Here is a 19,839-nt window from a genome sequence, read left to right as displayed (position 1 = left end):
CGCAAAGCTTTGCGCCTTTATCCTTGCCGCGAAACCTTAACGCTTCATTTAGTTTGATGCAGCGCCAAGCCAGAGCAAGTATGCCGGCCTAGTCGCTTATGCGTTGCGTCAGGAGTCCGTCATGCGTTTTCCCGTCATCGCCCCCGCAATTAGTTTGCTTTTCGCCGCCATGGGCGCGGCCAACGCCACCACCCATATTCATATTAATCTTTCAACCCAGACCATGCATGTCCAGTCTTCATCGGGCAGCTATTCCTGGCCGGTGTCGACCGCCCGCGCCGGCTATTCCACGCCGCGCGGCTCCTTCGCGCCGACCGGCATGCAGCCGATGCATTACTCGCGCAAATATCATATGTCGCCGATGCCGCATTCGATTTTCTTTCGCGGCGGCTACGCGATCCATGGGTCCTATGAAACCGGCATGCTCGGCCGCCCGGCCTCGCATGGCTGCGTGCGCCTGTCGCCCGGCCATGCGGCGATGCTCTATCAAATGGTGCAGAATGAAGGCGGCAGGATTTCGATCAGCGGCGCACCGCCGCGCGGCCATTATTACGGCAGCGCCCGGCGCGGCGCGGCGGGCCATTCGGCGCCGCGACCCCGACAAGCTTATGGCAATCCGCTTCCCTCGTTCTTCGACTTCAGCAACTGAACGCGGGGCGCGCGTTTTTTAAAGGAGGCGGCGCGCCAACCAAGGCGTGCCGCTCCTTGTTTTCGCCTTTGGGACAAGCGAAAGATTTTAAGCGCGCGCCTCTCGCGCGCGTTAAATATCTCAAAGGCGACAGGACTTTCGCTAGATGACGGCATTCGATCGACGCCGCTTCCTTCTGGGCGCCGGCGGCTTGGCTTTGGCTGGCCCGGCCTTCGCGGAGCTTCCCGAAACGGCCGAAGAGCTGCAGGTGCGGGTGGAGAATAATTCGGTGCCGGAGCTCTGCGCCGAAAAGGACAATATCGAGCTCGATTTCATCTCGCCGCGACTGCGCAGCCTGCAAATCCAGGCGGTGCATCCCTCCTATATCAACACCATCGCCTCGGACCGCTGGGCGCCGGACTGGTCGAGCTGCGATCTTGCCATCGATCCCAAGGCGTTTTCGCGGGCGCGCCGTAAGACGTTCTGGGAGACGCCGGATTTCTGGCTGACCGGCTATACTTTTCCCTCCTTCTGGCGCCCGAATGACGTGCCTGTGCGCGTCGGCGACACCGTGGAGCGCGGCCTCCATCTCATCCAGTTCTGGATGTGGCACCGCGAGCGCGCCGAGGAGATCATGGTGCTCTATCCGCCCGACGGCTATTGGCGGGCGCGGCCGCTGCCCTTCGACGACATGCGCTGGACGGCCTATGGCTCGTCCTTCCTCGTCGGACCGGTCGAGACCCAGGAGCGGCCGATCGTCGATCTCGAGGAAATCGTCTTTGAGCCGCAAAACCGCAGCGTCATTCTCAAATTTCAGCGCGGCGGCGAGGGGCGCGTCACGATTAGAAGCGTCGACCAGGATCGCCTGACGCTCGACGTCTCCTTCGATCAGGCGATGCCGAACGGGCTGCCCTTCGCAGCGCTGCGGTCAATGTACGCCATGGAAACGATGAGCGACGCGGCGATCGTCGCCTGGCGCAGCAAGCGCGGCAAGGGCTGGGAGGAGGCGCCGGTCATTCGCTTCCCGGGCGCCAGCGCCACGGAAGTCTGGGTCGGCCGCCATCTGCCGTCGCGCCATAATCTCTCGGCGCCGGACATGGCGTTCAGCAAATTTCTCGGCGCGCCGCCGGCCTCCGCGCGCCGATGAGCCAAACCCGCTGGCAGGCGCTCGACGCCGCGCGCGGCCTCGCCGTCCTGGCGATGGTCGTTTTTCACCTCATCTGGGATCTGGCGCATTTCGGCTATGCGCCGGCCAATCTTCCCTGGTCGGCGCCGGTCAAGATTTTCGGTCACTCGATCGCCTTCGCTTTTCTGTTCATCGCCGGCGTCGCGCTGGTGCTGGCGCATCGCGATCACATGCGCTGGCCAGCCTTCTGGCGCCGTTTCGCGATCATCGTCGCGGCGGCGGCGCTGGTGACGGCGGGCACCTATGTCGCCTTTCCCAAGGCTTTCGTGTTCTTTGGCATTCTGCATTGCATCGCGCTCGCCAGCCTGATCGCGGTTCCCTTTCTTCTCGCGCCCTGGCCGGCGGCGCTCGCGGGCGGCGCTTTTTTCCTTGTCGGCGCGGAGTTTCTCGCCTCGCCCATCTTCAACGCCGATTGGCTGCAATGGATCGGCTTGTCGACCAGCGAACCTTTCACCCAGGACTGGCGTCCGCTCTTTCCCTGGGCGGGCGCGCTGCTGCTTGGGGTCGCTGCGGCCAAACTCCCTCTCCCCGTTTACGGGGAGAGGGCAGGGGTGAGGGGCGGCCCTCTCCCCGTAAATGGGAAGAGGGCATGGCTAACCTTCCTTGGCCGCCACAGCCTCCCCATCTATCTCGTGCATCAGCCAGCGCTCTTCGCGCTGTTTCTCGGCCTCGCCTATCTCGCGCCGCCTGCCATCGACACGACGGATTTCGTCGCCTCATGCGAGGCGCGCTGTTTCGAAGAGGGCGGCGAAGGCAAGCTGTGCCACGACGCCTGCGAATGCACGGCGCGCGAAGCGATCAGCAGCAAGGCGCTCGCCGGCGTGAAGGACGAGGCTGAACGAGGGCGACGGCTCAACGAGATCGCGAAGCGGTGCGTGTCAAAGACCGGACCATAGACGTAAGGTCGTCGTTGCGAGCGAAGCGAAGCAATCCAGAGTCACGAATCGGCTCTGCATCGCTTCGTCGCTTTGCTCTTCGTGATGACGCAGGCTTTACATCCCACCCAAATGCTCGGCGACGGTAAAAATATCCTTGTCGCCGCGGCCGCACATGTTCATCACCATCAGATGATCGCGCGGCTTTTGCGCCGCGAGTTCGAACACTTTCGCCAGCGCATGCGACGGCTCCAGCGCCGGGATAATGCCTTCCAATTTCGAGCAGAGCTGAAAGGCGTTGAGCGCCTCTCTGTCGGTGGCGTTGAGATATTTCACCCGGCCGATCTCATGCAGCCATGAATGCTCCGGGCCGATGCCGGGGTAATCGAGGCCCGCCGAAATCGAATGGCCTTCGAGAATCTGGCCGTCGTCGTCCATCAAGAGATAGGTGCGGTTGCCATGCAGCACGCCCGGACGCCCGCCGGTGAGCGAGGCGGCATGGCCGTTCGGCACGTCGACGCCATGGCCCGCCGCCTCGACCCCGTAAATCTCGACGCTGGCGTCGTCGAGAAACGGATGGAAGAGACCGATCGCGTTGGAGCCGCCGCCGATGCAAGCGACGAGCGAATCCGGAAGCCGCCCTTCCATCTCCTGCATTTGCACGCGGGTTTCATTGCCGATGATCGATTGAAAGTCGCGCACCATCGCCGGATAGGGATGCGGCCCCGCCGCCGTGCCGATGCAATAAAAGGTGTTGGCGACATTGGTCACCCAGTCGCGCAGCGCTTCATTCATCGCGTCTTTCAACGTGCGCGCGCCGCTTTGCACCGGCCGCACCTCGGCGCCCAGCATCTTCATGCGGAAGACATTCGGCTTCTGCCGCTCGACGTCGACCGCGCCCATATAGACGACGCAATCGAGTCCGAAGCGCGCGCAGGCGGTGGCGGTGGCGACGCCATGCTGGCCGGCGCCGGTCTCCGCGATGATGCGCTTCTTGCCCATGCGCCGCGCGAGCAGAATCTGGCCGAGCACATTGTTGATCTTATGCGCGCCGGTGTGGTTGAGTTCGTCGCGTTTGAAATAGACCTTGGCGCCTTTGTCCTCGCCGGCGCGCTCGCGCACAAAATCGGTGATGCGCTCGGCGAAATAGAGCGGGCTCGGGCGCCCGACGTAATGCTTATGAAGGCCGGCGAGTTCTTCGTGAAAGGCCGGATCGTGTTTTGCCTTCTCGTAAGCCGCCTCGAGGTCGAGCACGAGCGGCATCAGCGTTTCGGCGACGAAACGCCCGCCGAAAATGCCGAAGCGGCCGTTTTCGTCAGGACCGGCGCGGAAGGAATTGGGCAGCGGCTTATTCACGGGGCGTGTTCCATGGGCGCTCCCTCTCCCGCTTGCGGGAGAGGGTGGCCCTGCGAAGCAGGGTCGGGCGAGGGCCATCATCCGTCGCCGCTTCGCGACGACACCTTCTCCCGTAAACGGGAGAACGGATGCTCGGGCCCTCCATTCTCGGAAACTTATTAGCGCCTCGCGCGGCGCTATGAAAGCCGCGCGGCTTTGACAAAGGCGGCGATCTTTTCCGCGTCCTTGACGCCGCGTTCGCGTTCGACGCCCGACGATACGTCCACCGCGCGGGCGCCGGTCAGGCGTATCGCCTCGGCGACATTGTCGGGATCGAGCCCGCCCGAGAGCATCCATTGTTTGGCGGCGACGCTGCGCAGCAGAGTCCAGTCGAAGGCAATCCCGGCGCCGCCGGGGACGGCGGCGTTCGGCGCGGGCTTGGCGTCAAAGAGGATGACGTCGGCGACGCCTTCATAGACCCGCGCCGCCTCGACGTCGGCGGCCGTCGCGACGCCCGCGGCCTTTATGACCGGCAGGCCGAAGCGCGCCTTCACTTGCGCGACGCGCGCCGGCGTTTCCTTGCCATGAAGCTGCAGATAATCGGGCGCGAGCGCGTCGATGATGTCGTCAAGCGCGGCGTCGTCGGCGTCGACGGTGAGCGCCACCTTGCCGATGCGCGCCTGAGCGAGAAGGCCGAGCGTGCGCGCGGTTTCAAGATCGATATGGCGCGGGCTTTTCTCGAAAAAGACGAAGCCCGCCATATCCGCGCCGGCCTCGATCGCCGCAGCGAGAGTATCGGGCGAGGAAAGACCGCAGATTTTAATGAGGGGATCGGACATATCGAACCGCTGCGCGACGACCCCCAGCCCCTCATCTCACTTCTCCCCGCAAGCGGGGAGAAGAAGCGGTCGGCGCCGCTGCTTAAACTGAAACCTTGGCGAACGCGATCGCCTTGCCGCAAGGGCGAGACGCTGGCCGGCCCTCTCCCCGCTTGCGGGGAGAGGTGAGGTGAGGGGCCAGGGGTTTCGGCCCGAACGCTTCGTCGTGAACGCCGTGATCACCCTCGATTATACGCGTCCTCGAAGCGGACGATGTCGTCCTCGCCGAGATAGGAGCCGGTCTGCACTTCGATCAGCTCCAGATCGATCTTGCCGGGATTGGTCAGGCGGTGCCGGCAGCCGATCGGCAGATAGATCGACTCATTCTCGTGCACGAGATGCATCTCGTCGTCGCGGCCGACTTCCGCCGTGCCGCGCACCACGATCCAATGTTCGGCGCGGTGAAAATGCTTTTGCAGCGACAGGCGCTGGCCCGGCTTCACCACGATGCGCTTCACCTGATAGCGCTGGCCTTCGTCGATCCCTTGATAATAGCCCCAGGGCCGGAAGATGCGCTTGTGCTCGCCGGCTTCGCGCCGGTTCTCGCTGCGCAGCTGATCGACGAGCTGCTTGACCTGATCGCCATGCTCATGGCTGAGCACCAGCACCGCGTCCTGCGTCGTCACCACGATGATGTCGTCGACGCCGACGACGGTGGTCAGCGTGTCCTCGGAGCGCACATGGACGTTGCGCGCATCCATCACGACGCCATGTCCGCGCACCGAATTGCCGCATTCGTCGCGCTCCGACAATTCCCACACGGCGCGCCAGGTGCCGACGTCCGACCAGCCGATGTCGGCCGGGATCAGCGCCGCCTTTTCAGTCTTCTCCATCACCGCGTAATCGATCGATTTCTTCGGCGCATGGGCGAAGGCTTCGGCGTTCAAAATCATGAAGCCGAGGTCCTGGCGGGCCATTTCGATCGCCGCCTCGGCGGCGGAGAAAATGCCGGGCTCGAATTGCGCGATTTCCGACTGCATCACATCGGCGCGGAAGATGAAGTTGCCGCTGTTCCAGAAATAGCCGGCGTCGACATATTCCTGCGCGGTCGCGCGGTCCGGCTTTTCGACGAAGGCGTCGAGCTTGTAGACTTCGCAGCAGGTGGCGAGCGGCTCGCCGGGGCGCAGATAACCATAGCCGGTCGCCGGACCGTCAGGCTTGACCCCGAGCGTCACGATATAGCCTTCGGCGGCGGCGACGGCGGCCCGCTTGCAGAGATCGACGAGGCCCGCCGTGTCGCGAACCACATGATCGGCGGCGAGCACGACAACGACCGTGTCGGGCGCGCGGCGCGCGGCGAGGCCCGCCGCGACGGCGACCGCCGGTCCGGAGTCGCGGCGCGAGGGCTCCAATATGACGTCGGCCTGCGCGCCGATCTCGCGCAGCTGATCTGCGACGAGGAAGCGATAGTCGAAATTCGAGACGACGATCGGCCGCTCGAAAGCCGGGTCAGCCAGCATCGCCATCGTCGTCTGGAAGGTCGAGCGCTCGCCGACCAGCGGAATGAACTGCTTGGGCAGCGTCTCGCGGGACTCGGGCCATACTCGCGTTCCCGATCCGCCGCACATAATAACGGGCAAAATCTTCTTCATCAGCCCCTCTAGCACTAGATCGCGCCGCCTTCAGGCGAAACCAGCCAAAGGCGGATGACGCGATCGGTCTCAAAGCTTAGAGCGCGCTCTTACGCGAAATACCGGATTTCTCTGCTTCGCAGCGCGCTCTAGGCCGCGCCCGCCCCCCGGGAAGCAATAGTTGTCCGCCCCACTATTGGCAATACGATGGCGAAGCCGAGGGCGGCGGCGCTGAACCCGCTACTTGCCCTTCTTCTCAAGCTCGGCCTTGAGCGCCGCGAGCTTGGCGAAGGGCGAATCGGGGTCAGGCTGGCGTTCGCGGCGCTCCGGCGGCGCGAAGGCTCGACGCGGGCGGGCGTCGTCGCGCGGCGGCCGGCCCTCGAAGCGCGGCTTTCCGGCGGGACGCGCATCCTTGCCCGGCGCATCGGCGCGCGGCCGCTGGTCGCGGCGCGGCGGCAGCTTGTCTTCCGCGCCCTGTTCGCGCGGCGGGCGTCTCACGCCGGCCTCGCGACTGCGCGGGCCCGTATGGGCATGGCGCTGCGGACGCCACACTTCGATGGTTTCTTGCGCGGCCGGCGCGGCCTCGGCCGGTTCAGCCTCGACTTGCGCTTCCGCCGCCGCAGCGTTTTGCGCAGGCTGCCCCGCCGCAGGCTCTTCTGCTGGGAGAGAGGCCTGCGCCTCGGTCGGCGGCTCTTCCTCCTCGGAGGCGGTCGCCTCGGCTGGCGCCTCCACAGCCGACGCCGCTTCCGGCTCGGGCGCGCCTTCCGCTGCCACAATCGGCGTTTCGGCGGGCGCCTCGGAAGGAACGGCCTCGGTCGCCGCTTCCGGCGCAGCGGCCTCGGCGTTCGGCGTCACCGGCTCCATCGGCGCCGCTGGGATCAGCGCGACGGTGATCGCCGGTCCGGGGCGCTGCGTCGCTGCATAGCCCAGGGACTTGAGGATCGAGGAGAACGCTTCGCCGGAACAGCCGGTCAGCGAGGTCATCGCGACGGTGACGACGAAGCCGTCGGAATCGGCGGCGCCGGGCGGCGGCGCGCCCGCGGTCAGCCCGGGACGATAGGCGATCGCCGGTCGGATGAGATCGGCGAGGCGTTCGAGAATATCGACGCGGACAACGCGCTCGCCGCAGACGCGAAAGCCGGCGGCGCGGTAGAAGGCCTTGTGGATCGAAGCGTCGGCGGCGAAGGAGGTTCGTCCCGAGGCCGCGAGATGCGGCACTTCTTCAAGACCCTTCACATTCTCGAGCCCGCCGTGATGCAGCGCCCAGAGCAGCGCCGACAGGGCGCGCGGCGCCGGCTTGAGCAGCGCCGGCAGGTAAAGGTGATAGGCGCCAAAGCGCACGCCGAGCTTGCGCAACGCGCCGCGGTCGTCCTGCGAGAATCCCTTGATTTCCTTGGCGACGCGGGCGCGATCGAGCACGCCGAGTTCTTCCGCGATCTGGAAGGCGACGCCGCGCGTAACTCCCTCCAGGCCATCGCCCTTTTCGAGCTGTTCGAGCGGCCCGAGCAGCTTCTTGACATGCTGCGCCATCCAAAGATCGAGACGCTGTTTCACCTTATCCAACGCCGCGCCGGTGAGCTGTTCGTCAGCGAGCACCCGAGTCGTCGGCGCGAGCGCGCTGGGGCCGGCGGCGATTTTAGCTACGGGTTCGCCGAGCCAGCGGATGAGTCCGTCATTGCCGAGCGCGAAGGCGTCGTCGACCGCGTCGAACACGCGCGTCGCGCGCGCTTCGAATTCGCCGGCGAGCGCCTTCTGCGCCGCGGCGTTCAGCGCCTTCGCCGCTTCGCCCGCCGCGCCGGGATCGGGCGTGAAGCGAAATCCCTGAAGGCTTCCGACGTGCTGGCCTTCGACCATCACGTCGCCGGCGGCGTTGATTTCGGCTTCAAGCATCGCATTCTCTCTTAGGCGGCGCATCAGCACGCTGGTGCGGCGATCGACGAATCGCTGCGTCAGTCGGTCATGCAACGCGTCGGATATGCTGTCCTCTACCCGACGCGCGACGCTCTGCCAATGCTCGGAGTCGTCGAGCCAGCCGGAACGATTGGCGATAAAACTCGCGGTGCGCACTTGCGCCAGACGATTCGACAGCGTGGCGATGTCGCCATCGACCCGGTCGACCGCCTCGATTTGCCGCGCCATCCAATCCTCGGGGATTTTGCCCCGCCGGGCGATGAAGGCGAATACGGCCAGCGCCAGCTCGGCATGCGCCGCAGGCGACGTCTTGCGGTAATCGGGAATTTGACACGCCTCCCAGAGCCGCCCCACATCGGCCGGCGTCTTGGCGTTGCGCTGCGCGATTTCGTCGCGGCTCGCGGCTTCAAGCGCCCTTTGATCATCCGCGACCCGCGCGCGAATGAGATCGGGATGCGCCGGCGTCCGATCGAGAGAATGGAGCAAAGCGTCAATCGACGAAAAATCGAGCGCGCTGTTTCTCCACTGCAATGTTTTCACCGGATCGAAACGATGATCCTCCAGGGACGAGATCAATTCCTCCTCGAAAGGCGGACAACGTCCCGTCGCTCCGAAAAAGCCGTCGCTCATATGGCGGCCCGCCCGGCCGGCGATCTGTCCGAATTCGGCGGGCGTCAGCCGCCGGTGTCTCAACCCGTCGAATTTGCGGTCGGCGGCGAAGGCGACATGGTCCACGTCGAGATTGAGGCCCATGCCGATCGCGTCGGTCGCGACGATATAGTCGACGTCGCCGCTCTGATAGAGTTCGACCTGCGCGTTGCGGGTGCGCGGCGAGAGCGCGCCGAGCACCACGGCCGCCCCGCCGCGCTGACGCTTGATCAGTTCGGCGATCGCATAGACTTCTTCGGCGGAAAAGGCGACCACGGCGCTGCGCGGCGGCAACCTCGAGATTTTCCTGTCGCCGGCGAATGACAGTTCCGACAGCCGCGGGCGCGTGTAGATCGGCGCGCCGGGAAAGAGATCCGAAATAAGCGGCGCCATCGTCGCCGCGCCGATGAGTAGCGTCTCCTGGCGCCCGCGCCAGTTGAGCAGCCGGTCGGTGAAAATATGGCCGCGATCGAGATCGGCGGCGAGCTGTATTTCATCGATGGCGAGGAAATCCGCCTCGACGTCGCGCGGCATCGCTTCGACCGTCGCCACCCAGTAGCTCGCCGCGCGCGGCTTGATCTTCTCCTCGCCGGTGACCAGCGCGACATTGTCGGCGCCGACGCGTTCGGCGACGCGAGTATAGACTTCGCGGGCGAGCAGGCGCAGCGGCAGCCCGATGACGCCGGAAGAAAAGGACAGCATCCTCTCGATGGCGTGATGAGTCTTGCCGGTGTTGGTGGGGCCGAGCACCGCCGCGACGCCCCTGTCGAACGGTCTGGCGCGGGGGGCGGCGCGGGTCGCCGGGACGGACGGCGCGAATGTCATTTTTCTTTGCTGCCTGAGGCGCGTGGAGCGCCTTCGTTTCATATCGAAACTTGGCGCGGCGCGCGACTTTACTTTCTGAACAGCCTGCGAACGAATCGCGCCCGAATCGCTGACTCTCGCCGAGTCATGGTCTGTTCCGACAATATATGGACACTGACCTGATCAATAACACCAGAAATTGCATTTCAGGCGCGCCACACCGGTTAGGGAAGCTCATCTTGAAAAGATCGCCGAGGGACTCTTTTCGCCGGTTCTGTCAACGGCGAAGATTCGGCGGTTCAAGGCCTTCCTGTTAAGCTTTGGGATCAAGCGGGAACGCAACACGCACGAATCAGCGTTGGATCGCGGTTGGCATAGCGTTCCGGCCGATTTCCGCGAGCTTTCAGCGCGTCGATCCCGGCGGCGCGGCGTGAAAGCGGCGCTAATCGACAGAAACTCTTAATGTTGCGTCCTTGTTTGGGACGGCGGATCGATGCAACGCGGCGGCCGCGCCGCCCAGATTGCAACGTCGAGACGCCTTCATCGGCTGGGCGCCCGGGCGCGATTGGTAAACGGGCCGGTCGCCAAGCCGTCGCGGCGCGCCGCAGTGGTGCGACGACAGTTGCCGTCGGAGGCGCGTGACCAGCGCGCGCGACCCGATCGTGCGAAAAAATATTGGCGAGGCTGGAGCGGGTGAAGGGAATCGAACCCTCGTATTCAGCTTGGAAGGCTGCTGCTCTACCATTGAGCTACACCCGCGTGGCGACGATTCTATGCCAATCCGCGCGCCGCTTGGCAATGGGCGCGCGGGTGATGCTTTTCTTACATTTCCCATTTGACAGCGGCGCGGGACGCCACTAACCGGAGCGCCCACATAGTCTCTCCAATAAGGCGGGGCGTTCCCACGCCGCTTCTCGAGGACCATTCGACCGTGGCAAAACCCGAACTCGGCGCCAAACGCCAATGTCAGTCCTGCGGGACGAAATTTTATGACATGAACAAAAATCCGATCGCCTGTCCGAAATGCGGCGCGATCTATCAGGTCGCGGCGTTGACGCGAACGGCGGCGCGCGCGGCGGACGAAGAAGAAGAGAGCGAAATCGAAAAGGAAAACGCTGACACGGTGTCGCTCGAAGAAGTCGAGGAAACCGAGGCCGCCGCGGAACCGCTCGACGTCGAGGATGAGGTCGAGATCGAAGGAGACGATGCGGAAGACGACACTTTCCTCGAAGAGGAAGAGGGCGACGACGACGTTTCCGGATTGATCGACGGCGACATCGAGAGCGACGAGGAGAGCTGAGACTCGACTCGCCGCGCTCGCAAACAGCCGAAGCCGCGGCCCGAGCGGCGGAGTCAATCAGGGCGATTTGCAAGAGTCGATTGACGAGGGCGGCCGTTTCGGCCGCCTTTTATTTGCCGCGACGGCGGCGCTGCTGGCCGAGACCCATTTGTTTGGCGAGCGTGGAGCGGGCCTTCGCGTAATTGGGCGCAACCATCGGATAGTCGGCGGGAAGTCCCCACTTCTCGCGATAGTCTTCGGGCGACAGTCCGTATTGCGTGCGCAAATGGCGCTTGAGCGACTTGAACTTCTTACCGTCCTCAAGGCAGATGATGTAATCATTGGTCACCGACCGCTTGACGGCGATGGCCGGTTTCGGCGGCTCGGCGGGCGCGGCCGGAGAGCCCGTGCCCACGCGCAGCAGGGCGTTGTAAACTTCGCTGATCAGTCCGGGCAAATCTCCGGCGGGGACCGAATTGTTGCTGACATAAGCGGAGACGATGTCGGCTGCGAGTTCAATGTTGTTGGTTTGAGTCATTGGATTGCTCACCACTTCCCTTTGAGATGGACGCTGCCCCCCGCCGCCCTTTGTCAATGCTTCGCTGCACAGAATCGCGGCTGCCCCGTTACTTGGAGAGTGCCTAACAGAATGCTGCGACTTCATCAAGAAACATTATGCACTATTGCCATGACCTATTTCTTGATAGTTGATCGGCGGCGATCTTCGGGCTTTACGCCCGCGACCGGCCCATGTTTTCCTTTTTAAGACTTTTCACCGATGGAAGGCGCCGCTTTGGGCGCAAGAACGCGCGGGAGAGGTCGCCGTGAGCGAGTTCAGGGCCATTCGCATCGACAAAGACGAAGGCGGCCATCACGCCGACTTTGTCGTCATGCGCGAACGCGACCTGATGGACGGCGACGTCGATATGGAGGTCGCCTATTCGGCGATCAACTACAAGGACGGTCTCGCCGTCACCGGCAAGGGGCCGGTGGTGCGCCGCTTCCCGATGATTCCGGGCGTCGACCTCGCCGGCCGGGTGACCCGATCGACGCATCCCGACTTTGCGCCGGGCGACATCGCGATCGCGACGGCGTGCGGACTGGGCGAAGCCCATTACGGGGGCTTCGCGCAAAAGGCGCGACTTTTCGGGGATTGGCTGGTGAAACTGCCGCCGCCGCTGACGCCGGCGCGGGCGATGGCGGTCGGCACGGCCGGGCTGACCGCCATGTTCTGCGTCATGGCGCTCGAGCGTCACGGCGCGCGGCCGGAGGATGGGCTCGTAGCGGTCACCGGCGCGGCGGGCGGCGTCGGCTCATTCGCCGTCGCGCTGCTCGCCAAAGCCGGCTGGCGAGTCGCCGCGGTCACCGGCCGCAGCGAAGAAGCGGATTATTTGAGTTGGCTCGGCGCGGCCGAAATCATCGGCCGCGATGAATTTGCCGCCGCCGGACGGCCGCTTCAGACTCAGCGCTTCGCTGCGGGGATCGATACTGTCGGCGGCGTCGCCCTCGCCAATCTTCTCGCCCAGACGCAATTCGACGGCGCCATCGCCGCTTGCGGCAATGTCGGCGGCATGGAGTTTCAGGCCAATCTCGCGCCTTTCATCCTGCGCGGCGTTGCAATGCTCGGCGTCGAAAGCGTGCGCCCGCGAATCGCTCTGCGGCGCGCGGCCTGGGCGCGAATTGCGCAATATCTCGATCCGGCGGCGATCGACGCGATGAGCGAAATCATTCCCTTCGATGCGGCGCTGGAGCGCGCCCGCTCGATCGTCGCCGGCAGGATCCGCGGTCGGGTGGTCATCGACATGGGGCTGAACCTTCCGCGAGAAGCGCCGGATTGACCTGATTCGCTCGAACGCGGAGCGTCCCAATGCGGCGAGAAGCTAAGCTGTTTCAAAATCGCGCGAATCGTCGCATCGTTACGTCAATTTCTCGACAAGCGGGCGCGTCTCGGCTCTAATGCCGGCGAACGGCCCGCTTGGGCCGATTATTTTTGTTGACGATGCGCGCCGCGCCGACGCGGCCCACTAGGTTACACCCGCATGAGCTCGGCTTTCACCAAGGAACAGGACGACGACAATCCGCGCGAGGATCTGCCCGACCGGCCGATCAGCCCGCATCGCAATCTGGTGACGCCGGAAGGCCTTCAGCAGATCGAAGCCGAGCTGGCGCGCCTGCACAAGGAGATCGAACGCGCCACGGCGGCCGAAGACAATCACGCGCTGGCGCTGGCGCAGCGCGATCAACGCTATTGGACGGCGCGCCGGGCGAGCGCCGAGGAGATTCGGCCGATCGCCGATCATTCGGCGGTTCGGTTTGGACATCGCGTCGTCGTCGAGCTTGAAGACGGCGAACGCCGCAGCTTCCGACTGGTCGGCGAAGACGAAGCCGAACCGGCGAAGGGTCTCATTCCCTATGTCGCGCCGCTCGCCAAGGCGCTGATGGGCAAGTCCGTCGGCGACAAGGCCGAGGTCATCCATCACAGCGCGCGGATCGTGGAGATCGGTTAGGGCGATCGAACACACCGAGCCAAATTCAATCGCTCAATCGTCATGCTGCGGCAGGGCGCTAGGCTGGATTCTCTGAGGCGCGCCGCTACGCTGTGCTAATCAGTAACGATGTCCGATCTGTTCCAGGCCGCGAAACTCGAAGACGCCGCGCCGCGTCCGCTCGCCGACCGGCTGCGGCCGACCCGTCTCAATGAAGTCGCCGGCCAAGATCATCTGCTCGGCCCAGACGGCGCCCTGACGCGGCTCATCCGCGCCGGCGCGCTTGGGTCGCTGATTTTCTGGGGGCCGCCCGGCACCGGCAAGACCACGGTCGCGCGGCTGCTCGCGCATGAAACCAGGCTCGCCTTCGTGCAGATTTCGGCGATCTTCTCCGGCGTCGCCGAGTTGAAGAAAACGTTCGAGACGGCGCGCGCCCGACGCGCCGCCGGCCAGGGCACTTTGCTGTTCGTCGACGAGATCCATCGCTTCAACCGCGCCCAGCAGGATTCCTTTCTCCCCGTTATGGAGGACGGCACGATCACGCTGATCGGCGCGACGACGGAAAACCCTTCGTTCGAACTCAATGCGGCGCTGCTGTCGCGCGCGCGGGTGATGATCTTCAAGGCGCTCGACGAAGCGGCGATAGAACAGCTGCTCAACCGCGCCGAACAGGCCGAGGGCAAGCCGTTGCCGCTCGACGCGGATGCGCGCGCGGCGCTCGTCGGGATGGCGGACGGCGACGGCCGCGCCGTGCTGACGCTCGCCGAGGAAATCTGGCGCGCCGCGAAGAAGGGCGAAATCTTCGATCGCGCGGGACTGGTCGAAATCGTGCAGCGTCGCGCGCCGATTTACGACAAGGCCCAGGAAGGCCATTACAATCTCATCAGCGCGCTGCATAAATGCGTGCGCGGCTCCGACCCTGACGCCGCGCTCTATTATCTCGCCCGCATGCTCGCCGCCGGCGAAGCCCCGCTGTTTCTCGCGCGGCGCATCGTGCGGATGGCGGTCGAAGACATCGGCCTCGCCGATCCGCAGGCGCTCGTCGTCGCCAACGCCGCGAAGGACGCCTACGATTTTCTTGGCAGTCCCGAGGGCGAACTCGCTTTGGCGCAGGCCGTGATCTATGTGGCGACCGCGCCCAAATCCAACGCCGCCTATGTCGCCTATAAGCGCGCGCAGCGCGTCGCCGAGGAGAAGGGCTCGCTGACGCCGCCCAAAATCATTCTCAACGCGCCGACGAAATTGATGCGCGAAGAAGGCTATGGCGCCGGCTACGACTATGACCATGATTCGCCCGAGGCCTTCTCGGGTCAGAACTATTGGCCCGATTCGCTGCCGCGACAGAAATTCTACAAGCCGGTCGAGCGCGGATTCGAGCGCGAGATCGCCAAGCGCCTCGACTATTGGGAGCGCTTGCGCAAGGAGCGCGGCGAAGCGTAAAACCGCGCTTCAAAATCGCGGCGAAATCGGGTTTTTCCGCTGTCGCCGACATGTCATGCGAAAGTGTTCGCGGCGCCGCCTTTTGGCTGGGTTTTTCTTTTTAATAACCGAGGCATGTGCGAAAGAGCCGCGCGCCCTTGCATGGACCGTGGCGGGCAACTCATTTAAGGAATGAACGTCCGACGCGCGATATCCCCCATATTCGCGCCGGCGGCCAATAGCTCGAGCGGCGCGCCAATGCTACCCCAGGAAGATTTTTCGTCACGGAGCCGATTCACGTCGCTTATGACCCGTAAACGGTCCGTTCTCGCGCTCGCCCTCATCGCGAGCCTTGCCGTCGGCGCCGCGGCGCCGACTCTCTTCCGCGCGATCAAGGCGGGGATCGCGCCCGATCAACAGAGCCAGGCGACCGAGCAGGCGCCCGCCGAAGGAGAAGTCCGACTTTCTCCGGCTCAGATCGACGCGTCGAAAATCTTAGTGAAGGCGGTCGGGCCCGGCGACATTTCTCGTCAGCTCACGGCGCCCGCCGCCGTTACGCCTGATCCTGACAAGATCGCGCGGGTCGCCGCGAAAGTCGCGGGAGTCGTCGAAGAGCTGCGCAAGCGGCTTGGCGACAATGCCACGCGCGGCGAAACCATTGCGATCATCGACTCGCGCGAAGTGGCGGAGGCAAAGAGCGAATATCTCGCCGCGCTGGCGAATTTCGATCTTCAAAATGTGCTCTTTCAGCGCGAGAAGGGACTTTTCGAAAAGAAGATCACCGCCGAGCAGCTATTCCTGAAAGCCAAAGCGGTCTTCATGGAAGCCAAAGTCAAGCTCGATCTCGCGCGCCAAAAACTCGCCGCGCTCGACATGAGCGAGCAGGAGATCGCCGCCTTGCCCTCGCAGCCGATCGCCGACCTTCGCCGCAAGGAGATTCGCGCTCCGATCTCCGGGCGAATCATCGAGCGCATGGTCAACATCGGCCAGCCGGTCGGCGGCGAAGGCCAATCGAAGGAACTCTATGTCATCTCCGATCTATCCGTCGTCGAGGCGGAGATCGCGGTGCCCGCCGCCGATCTCGGTCTTCTTCGCGACGGGCAAGAGGTTAAGATTCAAAACGCCGAAGGGCGCGTCTTCGAGGGCAAGATCACTTACGTGAATGCCATGATCACGAAGGAAACGCGCACCGGAAACGTTCGCGCGCGCTTTCCCAATCCGGATTTCGCATTGCGGCCCGGCAGCCTGCTGGAAGCTGAAATCTCGCTCAAGCAAGCGCGGGTAAAGGTTAAGATCCCGCGTTCCGCCGTCATGATGATCGACGGCAAGGCCAATGTCTTTGTTCGAACCGCCGAGGGCTTCGCCAAGCGCGAAGTCGAGCTTGGCCGGGGCGACGATGATTCGGTCGAAGTCGTCTCTGGCTTGAAGCCGGGCGAAGAGATCGCCGTCTCAAATGTCTTTCTGCTGAAGGCGGAGCTCGGCAAGCAGAATATCCCGGAGGAATGATGCGGACCGGCGGCTCTCCTCAACCGGCCTTACGGACGACGCTGCGACCGCGCGCCCCAAACCGTAGCCCTGCGCGCTAGCGGCGGCCGATGCTGAAGAATCTCATCGCCCTCTCGGTCCGAAGCCGTTGGCTCATCGTCTTGCTGACGGCGCTCACCGTGCCGCTCGGCGTCTGGTCGCTGACGCGACTGCCGATCGACGCTGTTCCCGACATCACCAACAACCAGGTGCAGATCAACGCCTTCGCGCCGGCGCTTTCCGCCTTCGAAATCGAAAAGCAGGTCACCTATCCGGTCGAGAACGCCATCGCCGGCATACCGGGACTGGAATATACCCGCTCGCTTTCTCGCAACGGCTTCGGCCAGGTGACGGCCGTCTTCGCCGACAATGTCGACATCTATTTCGCGCGTCAGCAGGTCGGCGAACGCATGGCGATCGCCAAGGAGACTTTTCCGCCCGGCGTCGAGTCGCATATGGGCCCGGTCGCGACAGGCCTGTCCGAAATTTACATGTGGTCGGTCGACTATGCGCCGCGGACCGGCGAAAAGCCGGCGCGCGACGGCGAGCCCGGCTGGCAGCGCAACGGCGATTATCTGACGCCGGAAGGGCAGAGGCTGCATACGCCGCTCGAACGGACCGCCTATCTACGAACCGTGCAGGATTGGATCATCCGGCCGCAATTGCGCACCGTGCCCGGCGTCGCCGGCGTCGACTCGCTCGGCGGCTACGTCAAGGAATATCACGTCCAGCCCGACCCGGCGAAAATCTTCGCCCTCGGCCTGTCCTTCGCCGATCTCGCCGGCATTATCGAGCGCAACAATATCAGCCGCGGCGCCGGCTATGTCGAACGCAATGGCGAGGGGCTCGTCGTGCGCAGCCCCGGCCGGCTGGAGTCGATGGACGACATCGCCAAGGTCGTCGTCTCGACGCGAAACGGCACGCCGGTGCGCGTCGCGGACATCGCCGAAGTGGGCGTCGGCCGCGAATTGCGCATGGGCAGCGCCAGCATGAATGGCGAGGAGGTCGTCATCGGCACGGCGCTGATGCTGATCGGCGCCAACAGTCGAGAAGTATCGAGCGCCGTCAACGCCAGGATGGACGAAATCCGCCGCATGTTGCCGCCGGGCGTCGAGGTGCGGACGATTTTGAACCGGACCCTCCTCGTCAACGCGACGATCAAAACTGTCGCGCTTAATCTCGTGGAGGGCGCCGCGCTCGTCATCCTCGTGCTCTTCGTCATGCTCGACAATTTCCGCGCGGCGCTGGTGACGGCGATGGTCATACCGCTGACCATGCTATTGCTCGGCGTCGGCATGTATGTCGGCAAGATCAGCGCCAATCTGATGAGTCTCGGCGCGCTCGATTTCGGGCTGATCGCCGACGGCGCGATCATCGTCACCGAGAATTGCTTGCGCCGGCTGTCGCAGCGTCAGAACGCCCTGGGCCGCGCGCTGACGCTTGAAGAGCGTCTGACGACGGTCATCGACTCGGCGGTCGAGATGCGGCGGCCGACAGTCTATGGACAGGCGATCATCATTCTCGTCTATGTGCCGATCCTGACCTTTTCCGGGGTCGAGGGGAAAATGTTCCATCCGATGGCGATGACCGTCATCATGGCGCTTGGATGCGAGTTCGTTCTTTCGCTGACCTTCTTTCCGGCGATGATCGCCATCGCGCTCTCGGGACGCGTGCGCGAATCGGAAAATGTCGTCGTCGCCGCGCTCAAACGCGCCTATGAGCCGATGTTGAAATGGGCGATGGCGGCGCCGTTGAAGCCCATCGCGATCGGCGCCGGCGCCTTCGTCTTCGCGGCGCTGCTCTATCTGACGCTCGGCGAAGAATTCGTTCCGACGCTCGACGAGAAAAACCTCGCCATGCAGGCGAACAGAATCCCCAGCGCATCGCTCACTCAGGCGCAGGGGATGCAATTCGACATCGAACGCGCGCTGCGCAGTTTCCCCGAAGTCGATTACGTCTTCTCCAAGACCGGCACCGCCGAGATCGCCACCGATCCGATGCCGCCGAATCTGACCGATACTTTCATTATGTTGAAGCCGCGCGAGGAATGGCCCGACCCGCATCTTGCAAAGGCCGCGCTGATCCAAAAGATGGAGGCGCGGCTGACGCAGCTGCCGGGCAACGCCTATGAATTCTCGCAGCCCATCCAATTGCGCTTCAATGAACTCCTCGCCGGCGTGCGCGGCGATATCGCCGTGAAAGTGTTCGGAGACGATTTCAACGTCATGCTGAAAGCGGCCAATCAGATCGCCGGCATTCTCAATTCGGTCAAAGGCGCGAGCGACGTTAAGGTCGAACAGGTCGTCGGCCTGCCGATCCTCGATATCGCGGTCGACAAGGCCGCGATCGCGCGCCTCGGCTTAAGCGTCGGGGCGGTGCAGGATGTGATCGGCGCGGCGATCGGCGGGCAGAGGGCGGGCGTGGTGTTTGAAGGCGATCGCCGCTTCCCGATCGTCGTTCGGCTGCGGGACAATTTGCGCGAGGACGCGCAGGCGTTGGAGTCGATTCCGGTCGCGCTTCCCACGGCGGCCGGCGCGAGTCCTGTCGTGCTGCTCAAACAGGTGGCGAAATTTTCAATCGTCGACGGACAGAATCAGATTTCGCGCGAGAACGGCCATCGCCGAGTGGTGGTTTCGGCGAATGTGCGCGGGCGCGACATCGCCTCGGTCGTCACTGACGCAAGGGCGAAAATCGAGGCGAAAGTGAAATTGCCGCCCGGCTACTGGATCGCCTGGGGCGGCCAGTTCGAAAATCTCGAAGCGGCGCGCGCCCGCCTGACGATCGTCGTGCCGGTCTGCTTTTTCCTAATCTTTCTCCTGCTCTATTCGGCGCTCGGCTCCACGCGCGACGCGCTGCTGGTGTTCACCGCGGTGCCGCTGGCGCTGTCCGGCGGCGTCGCCGCGCTGTGGCTGCGCGGCATGCCGATGTCGGTTTCGGCCGCCGTCGGATTCATCGCGCTCTCCGGCGTGGCCGTGCTGAACGGTCTGGTGATGCGCACCTATATTTCGCAATTGATCGCGGGCGGCATGCCTGAACGTCCGGCGATCTATAAGGGCGCGATGACGCGACTGCGGCCGGTGGTGATGACGGCGCTCGTCGCGTCGCTTGGCTTCCTGCCGATGGCGCTCGCGACCGGCACCGGCGCCGAAGTCCAAAAGCCGATCGCGACAGTGGTGATCGGCGGCCTGATCAGCGCGACGCTTCTTACGCTTGTCGTCCTGCCGGCGCTTTACGCGTTCTTTTGTCGTTCGCCAAAATCAACTTCCCTGGAACAAAGCGGAGGCTGACCGGTGAA

The 19,839-nt window shown here is 64.2% G+C and carries 14 protein-coding genes and 1 tRNA gene; 9 read left to right on the top strand and 6 right to left on the bottom strand.

The window, feature by feature from the left end; genetic code table 11:
* The first annotated feature begins 121 nt into the window (after nucleotides 1–121).
* The 3 genes from U1E20_RS14865 (at nucleotide 122) to U1E20_RS14855 (ending at nucleotide 2,710) form a co-directional block, all read left to right on the top strand.
* Nucleotides 122–649, top strand: a complete 528-nt coding sequence (locus U1E20_RS14865) for a L,D-transpeptidase (RefSeq protein WP_409981401.1) — start codon at nucleotides 122–124, stop codon at nucleotides 647–649.
* A gap of 145 nt (nucleotides 650–794) precedes the next feature.
* On the top strand, nucleotides 795–1,775 hold the full coding sequence (locus U1E20_RS14860; RefSeq protein ID WP_409981400.1) for a hypothetical protein: 981 nt from the start codon (nucleotides 795–797) through the stop codon (nucleotides 1,773–1,775).
* Nucleotides 1,772–2,710 carry a heparan-alpha-glucosaminide N-acetyltransferase gene (locus U1E20_RS14855; protein WP_409981399.1) on the top strand — a complete coding sequence of 313 codons (939 nt, stop codon included), beginning with the start codon at nucleotides 1,772–1,774 and terminating at the stop codon, nucleotides 2,708–2,710. Before U1E20_RS14860 ends, U1E20_RS14855 begins: the two co-directional genes overlap by 4 nt.
* A gap of 96 nt (nucleotides 2,711–2,806) precedes the next feature.
* On the opposite strand, the gene trpB is transcribed toward U1E20_RS14855, so the two are convergent.
* The 5 genes from trpB to U1E20_RS14830 all read right to left on the bottom strand — a co-directional run bounded on the left by trpB (nucleotide 2,807) and on the right by U1E20_RS14830 (nucleotide 10,595).
* Nucleotides 2,807–4,045 (bottom strand): tryptophan synthase subunit beta, encoded by a 1,239-nt coding sequence (trpB, locus tag U1E20_RS14850; protein ID WP_409981398.1) that lies wholly within the window; start codon nucleotides 4,043–4,045, stop codon nucleotides 2,807–2,809.
* Nucleotides 4,046–4,221: 176 nt separating this feature from the next.
* Entirely contained in the window at nucleotides 4,222–4,863 is a 642-nt protein-coding gene (locus tag U1E20_RS14845) for a phosphoribosylanthranilate isomerase (protein WP_409981397.1), read from the bottom strand.
* A gap of 218 nt (nucleotides 4,864–5,081) precedes the next feature.
* Nucleotides 5,082–6,494 (bottom strand): mannose-1-phosphate guanylyltransferase/mannose-6-phosphate isomerase, encoded by a 1,413-nt coding sequence (locus U1E20_RS14840; protein ID WP_409981396.1) that lies wholly within the window; start codon nucleotides 6,492–6,494, stop codon nucleotides 5,082–5,084.
* Between the two features lie 219 nt (nucleotides 6,495–6,713).
* Nucleotides 6,714–9,857 carry a helicase-related protein gene (locus U1E20_RS14835; protein ID WP_409981395.1) on the bottom strand — a complete coding sequence of 1,048 codons (3,144 nt, stop codon included), beginning with the start codon at nucleotides 9,855–9,857 and terminating at the stop codon, nucleotides 6,714–6,716.
* A 664-nt stretch (nucleotides 9,858–10,521) separates the two neighbouring features.
* Nucleotides 10,522–10,595: transfer RNA gene (locus U1E20_RS14830), tRNA-Gly, on the bottom strand.
* A 172-nt stretch (nucleotides 10,596–10,767) separates the two neighbouring features.
* Between U1E20_RS14830 and U1E20_RS14825 the strand changes: the two genes are divergently transcribed.
* Nucleotides 10,768–11,136 (top strand): TIGR02300 family protein, encoded by a 369-nt coding sequence (locus tag U1E20_RS14825; protein WP_409981394.1) that lies wholly within the window; start codon nucleotides 10,768–10,770, stop codon nucleotides 11,134–11,136.
* 109 nt (nucleotides 11,137–11,245) lie between these two features.
* On the opposite strand, the gene U1E20_RS14820 is transcribed toward U1E20_RS14825, so the two are convergent.
* On the bottom strand, nucleotides 11,246–11,653 hold the full coding sequence (locus U1E20_RS14820; protein ID WP_409981393.1) for a MucR family transcriptional regulator: 408 nt from the start codon (nucleotides 11,651–11,653) through the stop codon (nucleotides 11,246–11,248).
* Nucleotides 11,654–11,939: 286 nt separating this feature from the next.
* Here U1E20_RS14820 and U1E20_RS14815 point away from each other — a divergent pair, with 286 nt between their 5' ends.
* The 5 genes from U1E20_RS14815 to U1E20_RS14795 all read left to right on the top strand — a co-directional run bounded on the left by U1E20_RS14815 (nucleotide 11,940) and on the right by U1E20_RS14795 (nucleotide 19,831).
* Nucleotides 11,940–12,953 carry an MDR family oxidoreductase gene (locus U1E20_RS14815; RefSeq protein WP_409981392.1) on the top strand — a complete coding sequence of 338 codons (1,014 nt, stop codon included), beginning with the start codon at nucleotides 11,940–11,942 and terminating at the stop codon, nucleotides 12,951–12,953.
* 201 nt (nucleotides 12,954–13,154) lie between these two features.
* Entirely contained in the window at nucleotides 13,155–13,622 is a 468-nt protein-coding gene (gene greA, locus U1E20_RS14810; RefSeq protein WP_409981391.1) for a transcription elongation factor GreA, read from the top strand.
* 108 nt (nucleotides 13,623–13,730) lie between these two features.
* Nucleotides 13,731–15,041: a replication-associated recombination protein A gene (locus U1E20_RS14805; RefSeq protein ID WP_409981390.1), complete on the top strand. Its 1,311-nt coding sequence runs from the start codon at nucleotides 13,731–13,733 to the stop codon at nucleotides 15,039–15,041.
* Nucleotides 15,042–15,326: 285 nt separating this feature from the next.
* Nucleotides 15,327–16,526, top strand: a complete 1,200-nt coding sequence (locus tag U1E20_RS14800; protein WP_409981389.1) for an efflux RND transporter periplasmic adaptor subunit — start codon at nucleotides 15,327–15,329, stop codon at nucleotides 16,524–16,526.
* Nucleotides 16,527–16,615: 89 nt separating this feature from the next.
* Complete coding sequence (locus U1E20_RS14795; protein ID WP_409981388.1) at nucleotides 16,616–19,831, top strand: efflux RND transporter permease subunit; 3,216 nt, start codon at nucleotides 16,616–16,618, stop codon at nucleotides 19,829–19,831.
* Nucleotides 19,832–19,839: the final 8 nt, after the last annotated feature.

The organism is Methylocystis sp. (assembly GCF_046349115.1).
In the GTDB taxonomy this organism is placed as follows: domain Bacteria; phylum Pseudomonadota; class Alphaproteobacteria; order Rhizobiales; family Beijerinckiaceae; genus Methylocystis.
The sequence above is the reverse complement of the archived record's forward strand: the minus strand, read 5'-3'. Positions and strand labels throughout refer to the sequence as shown.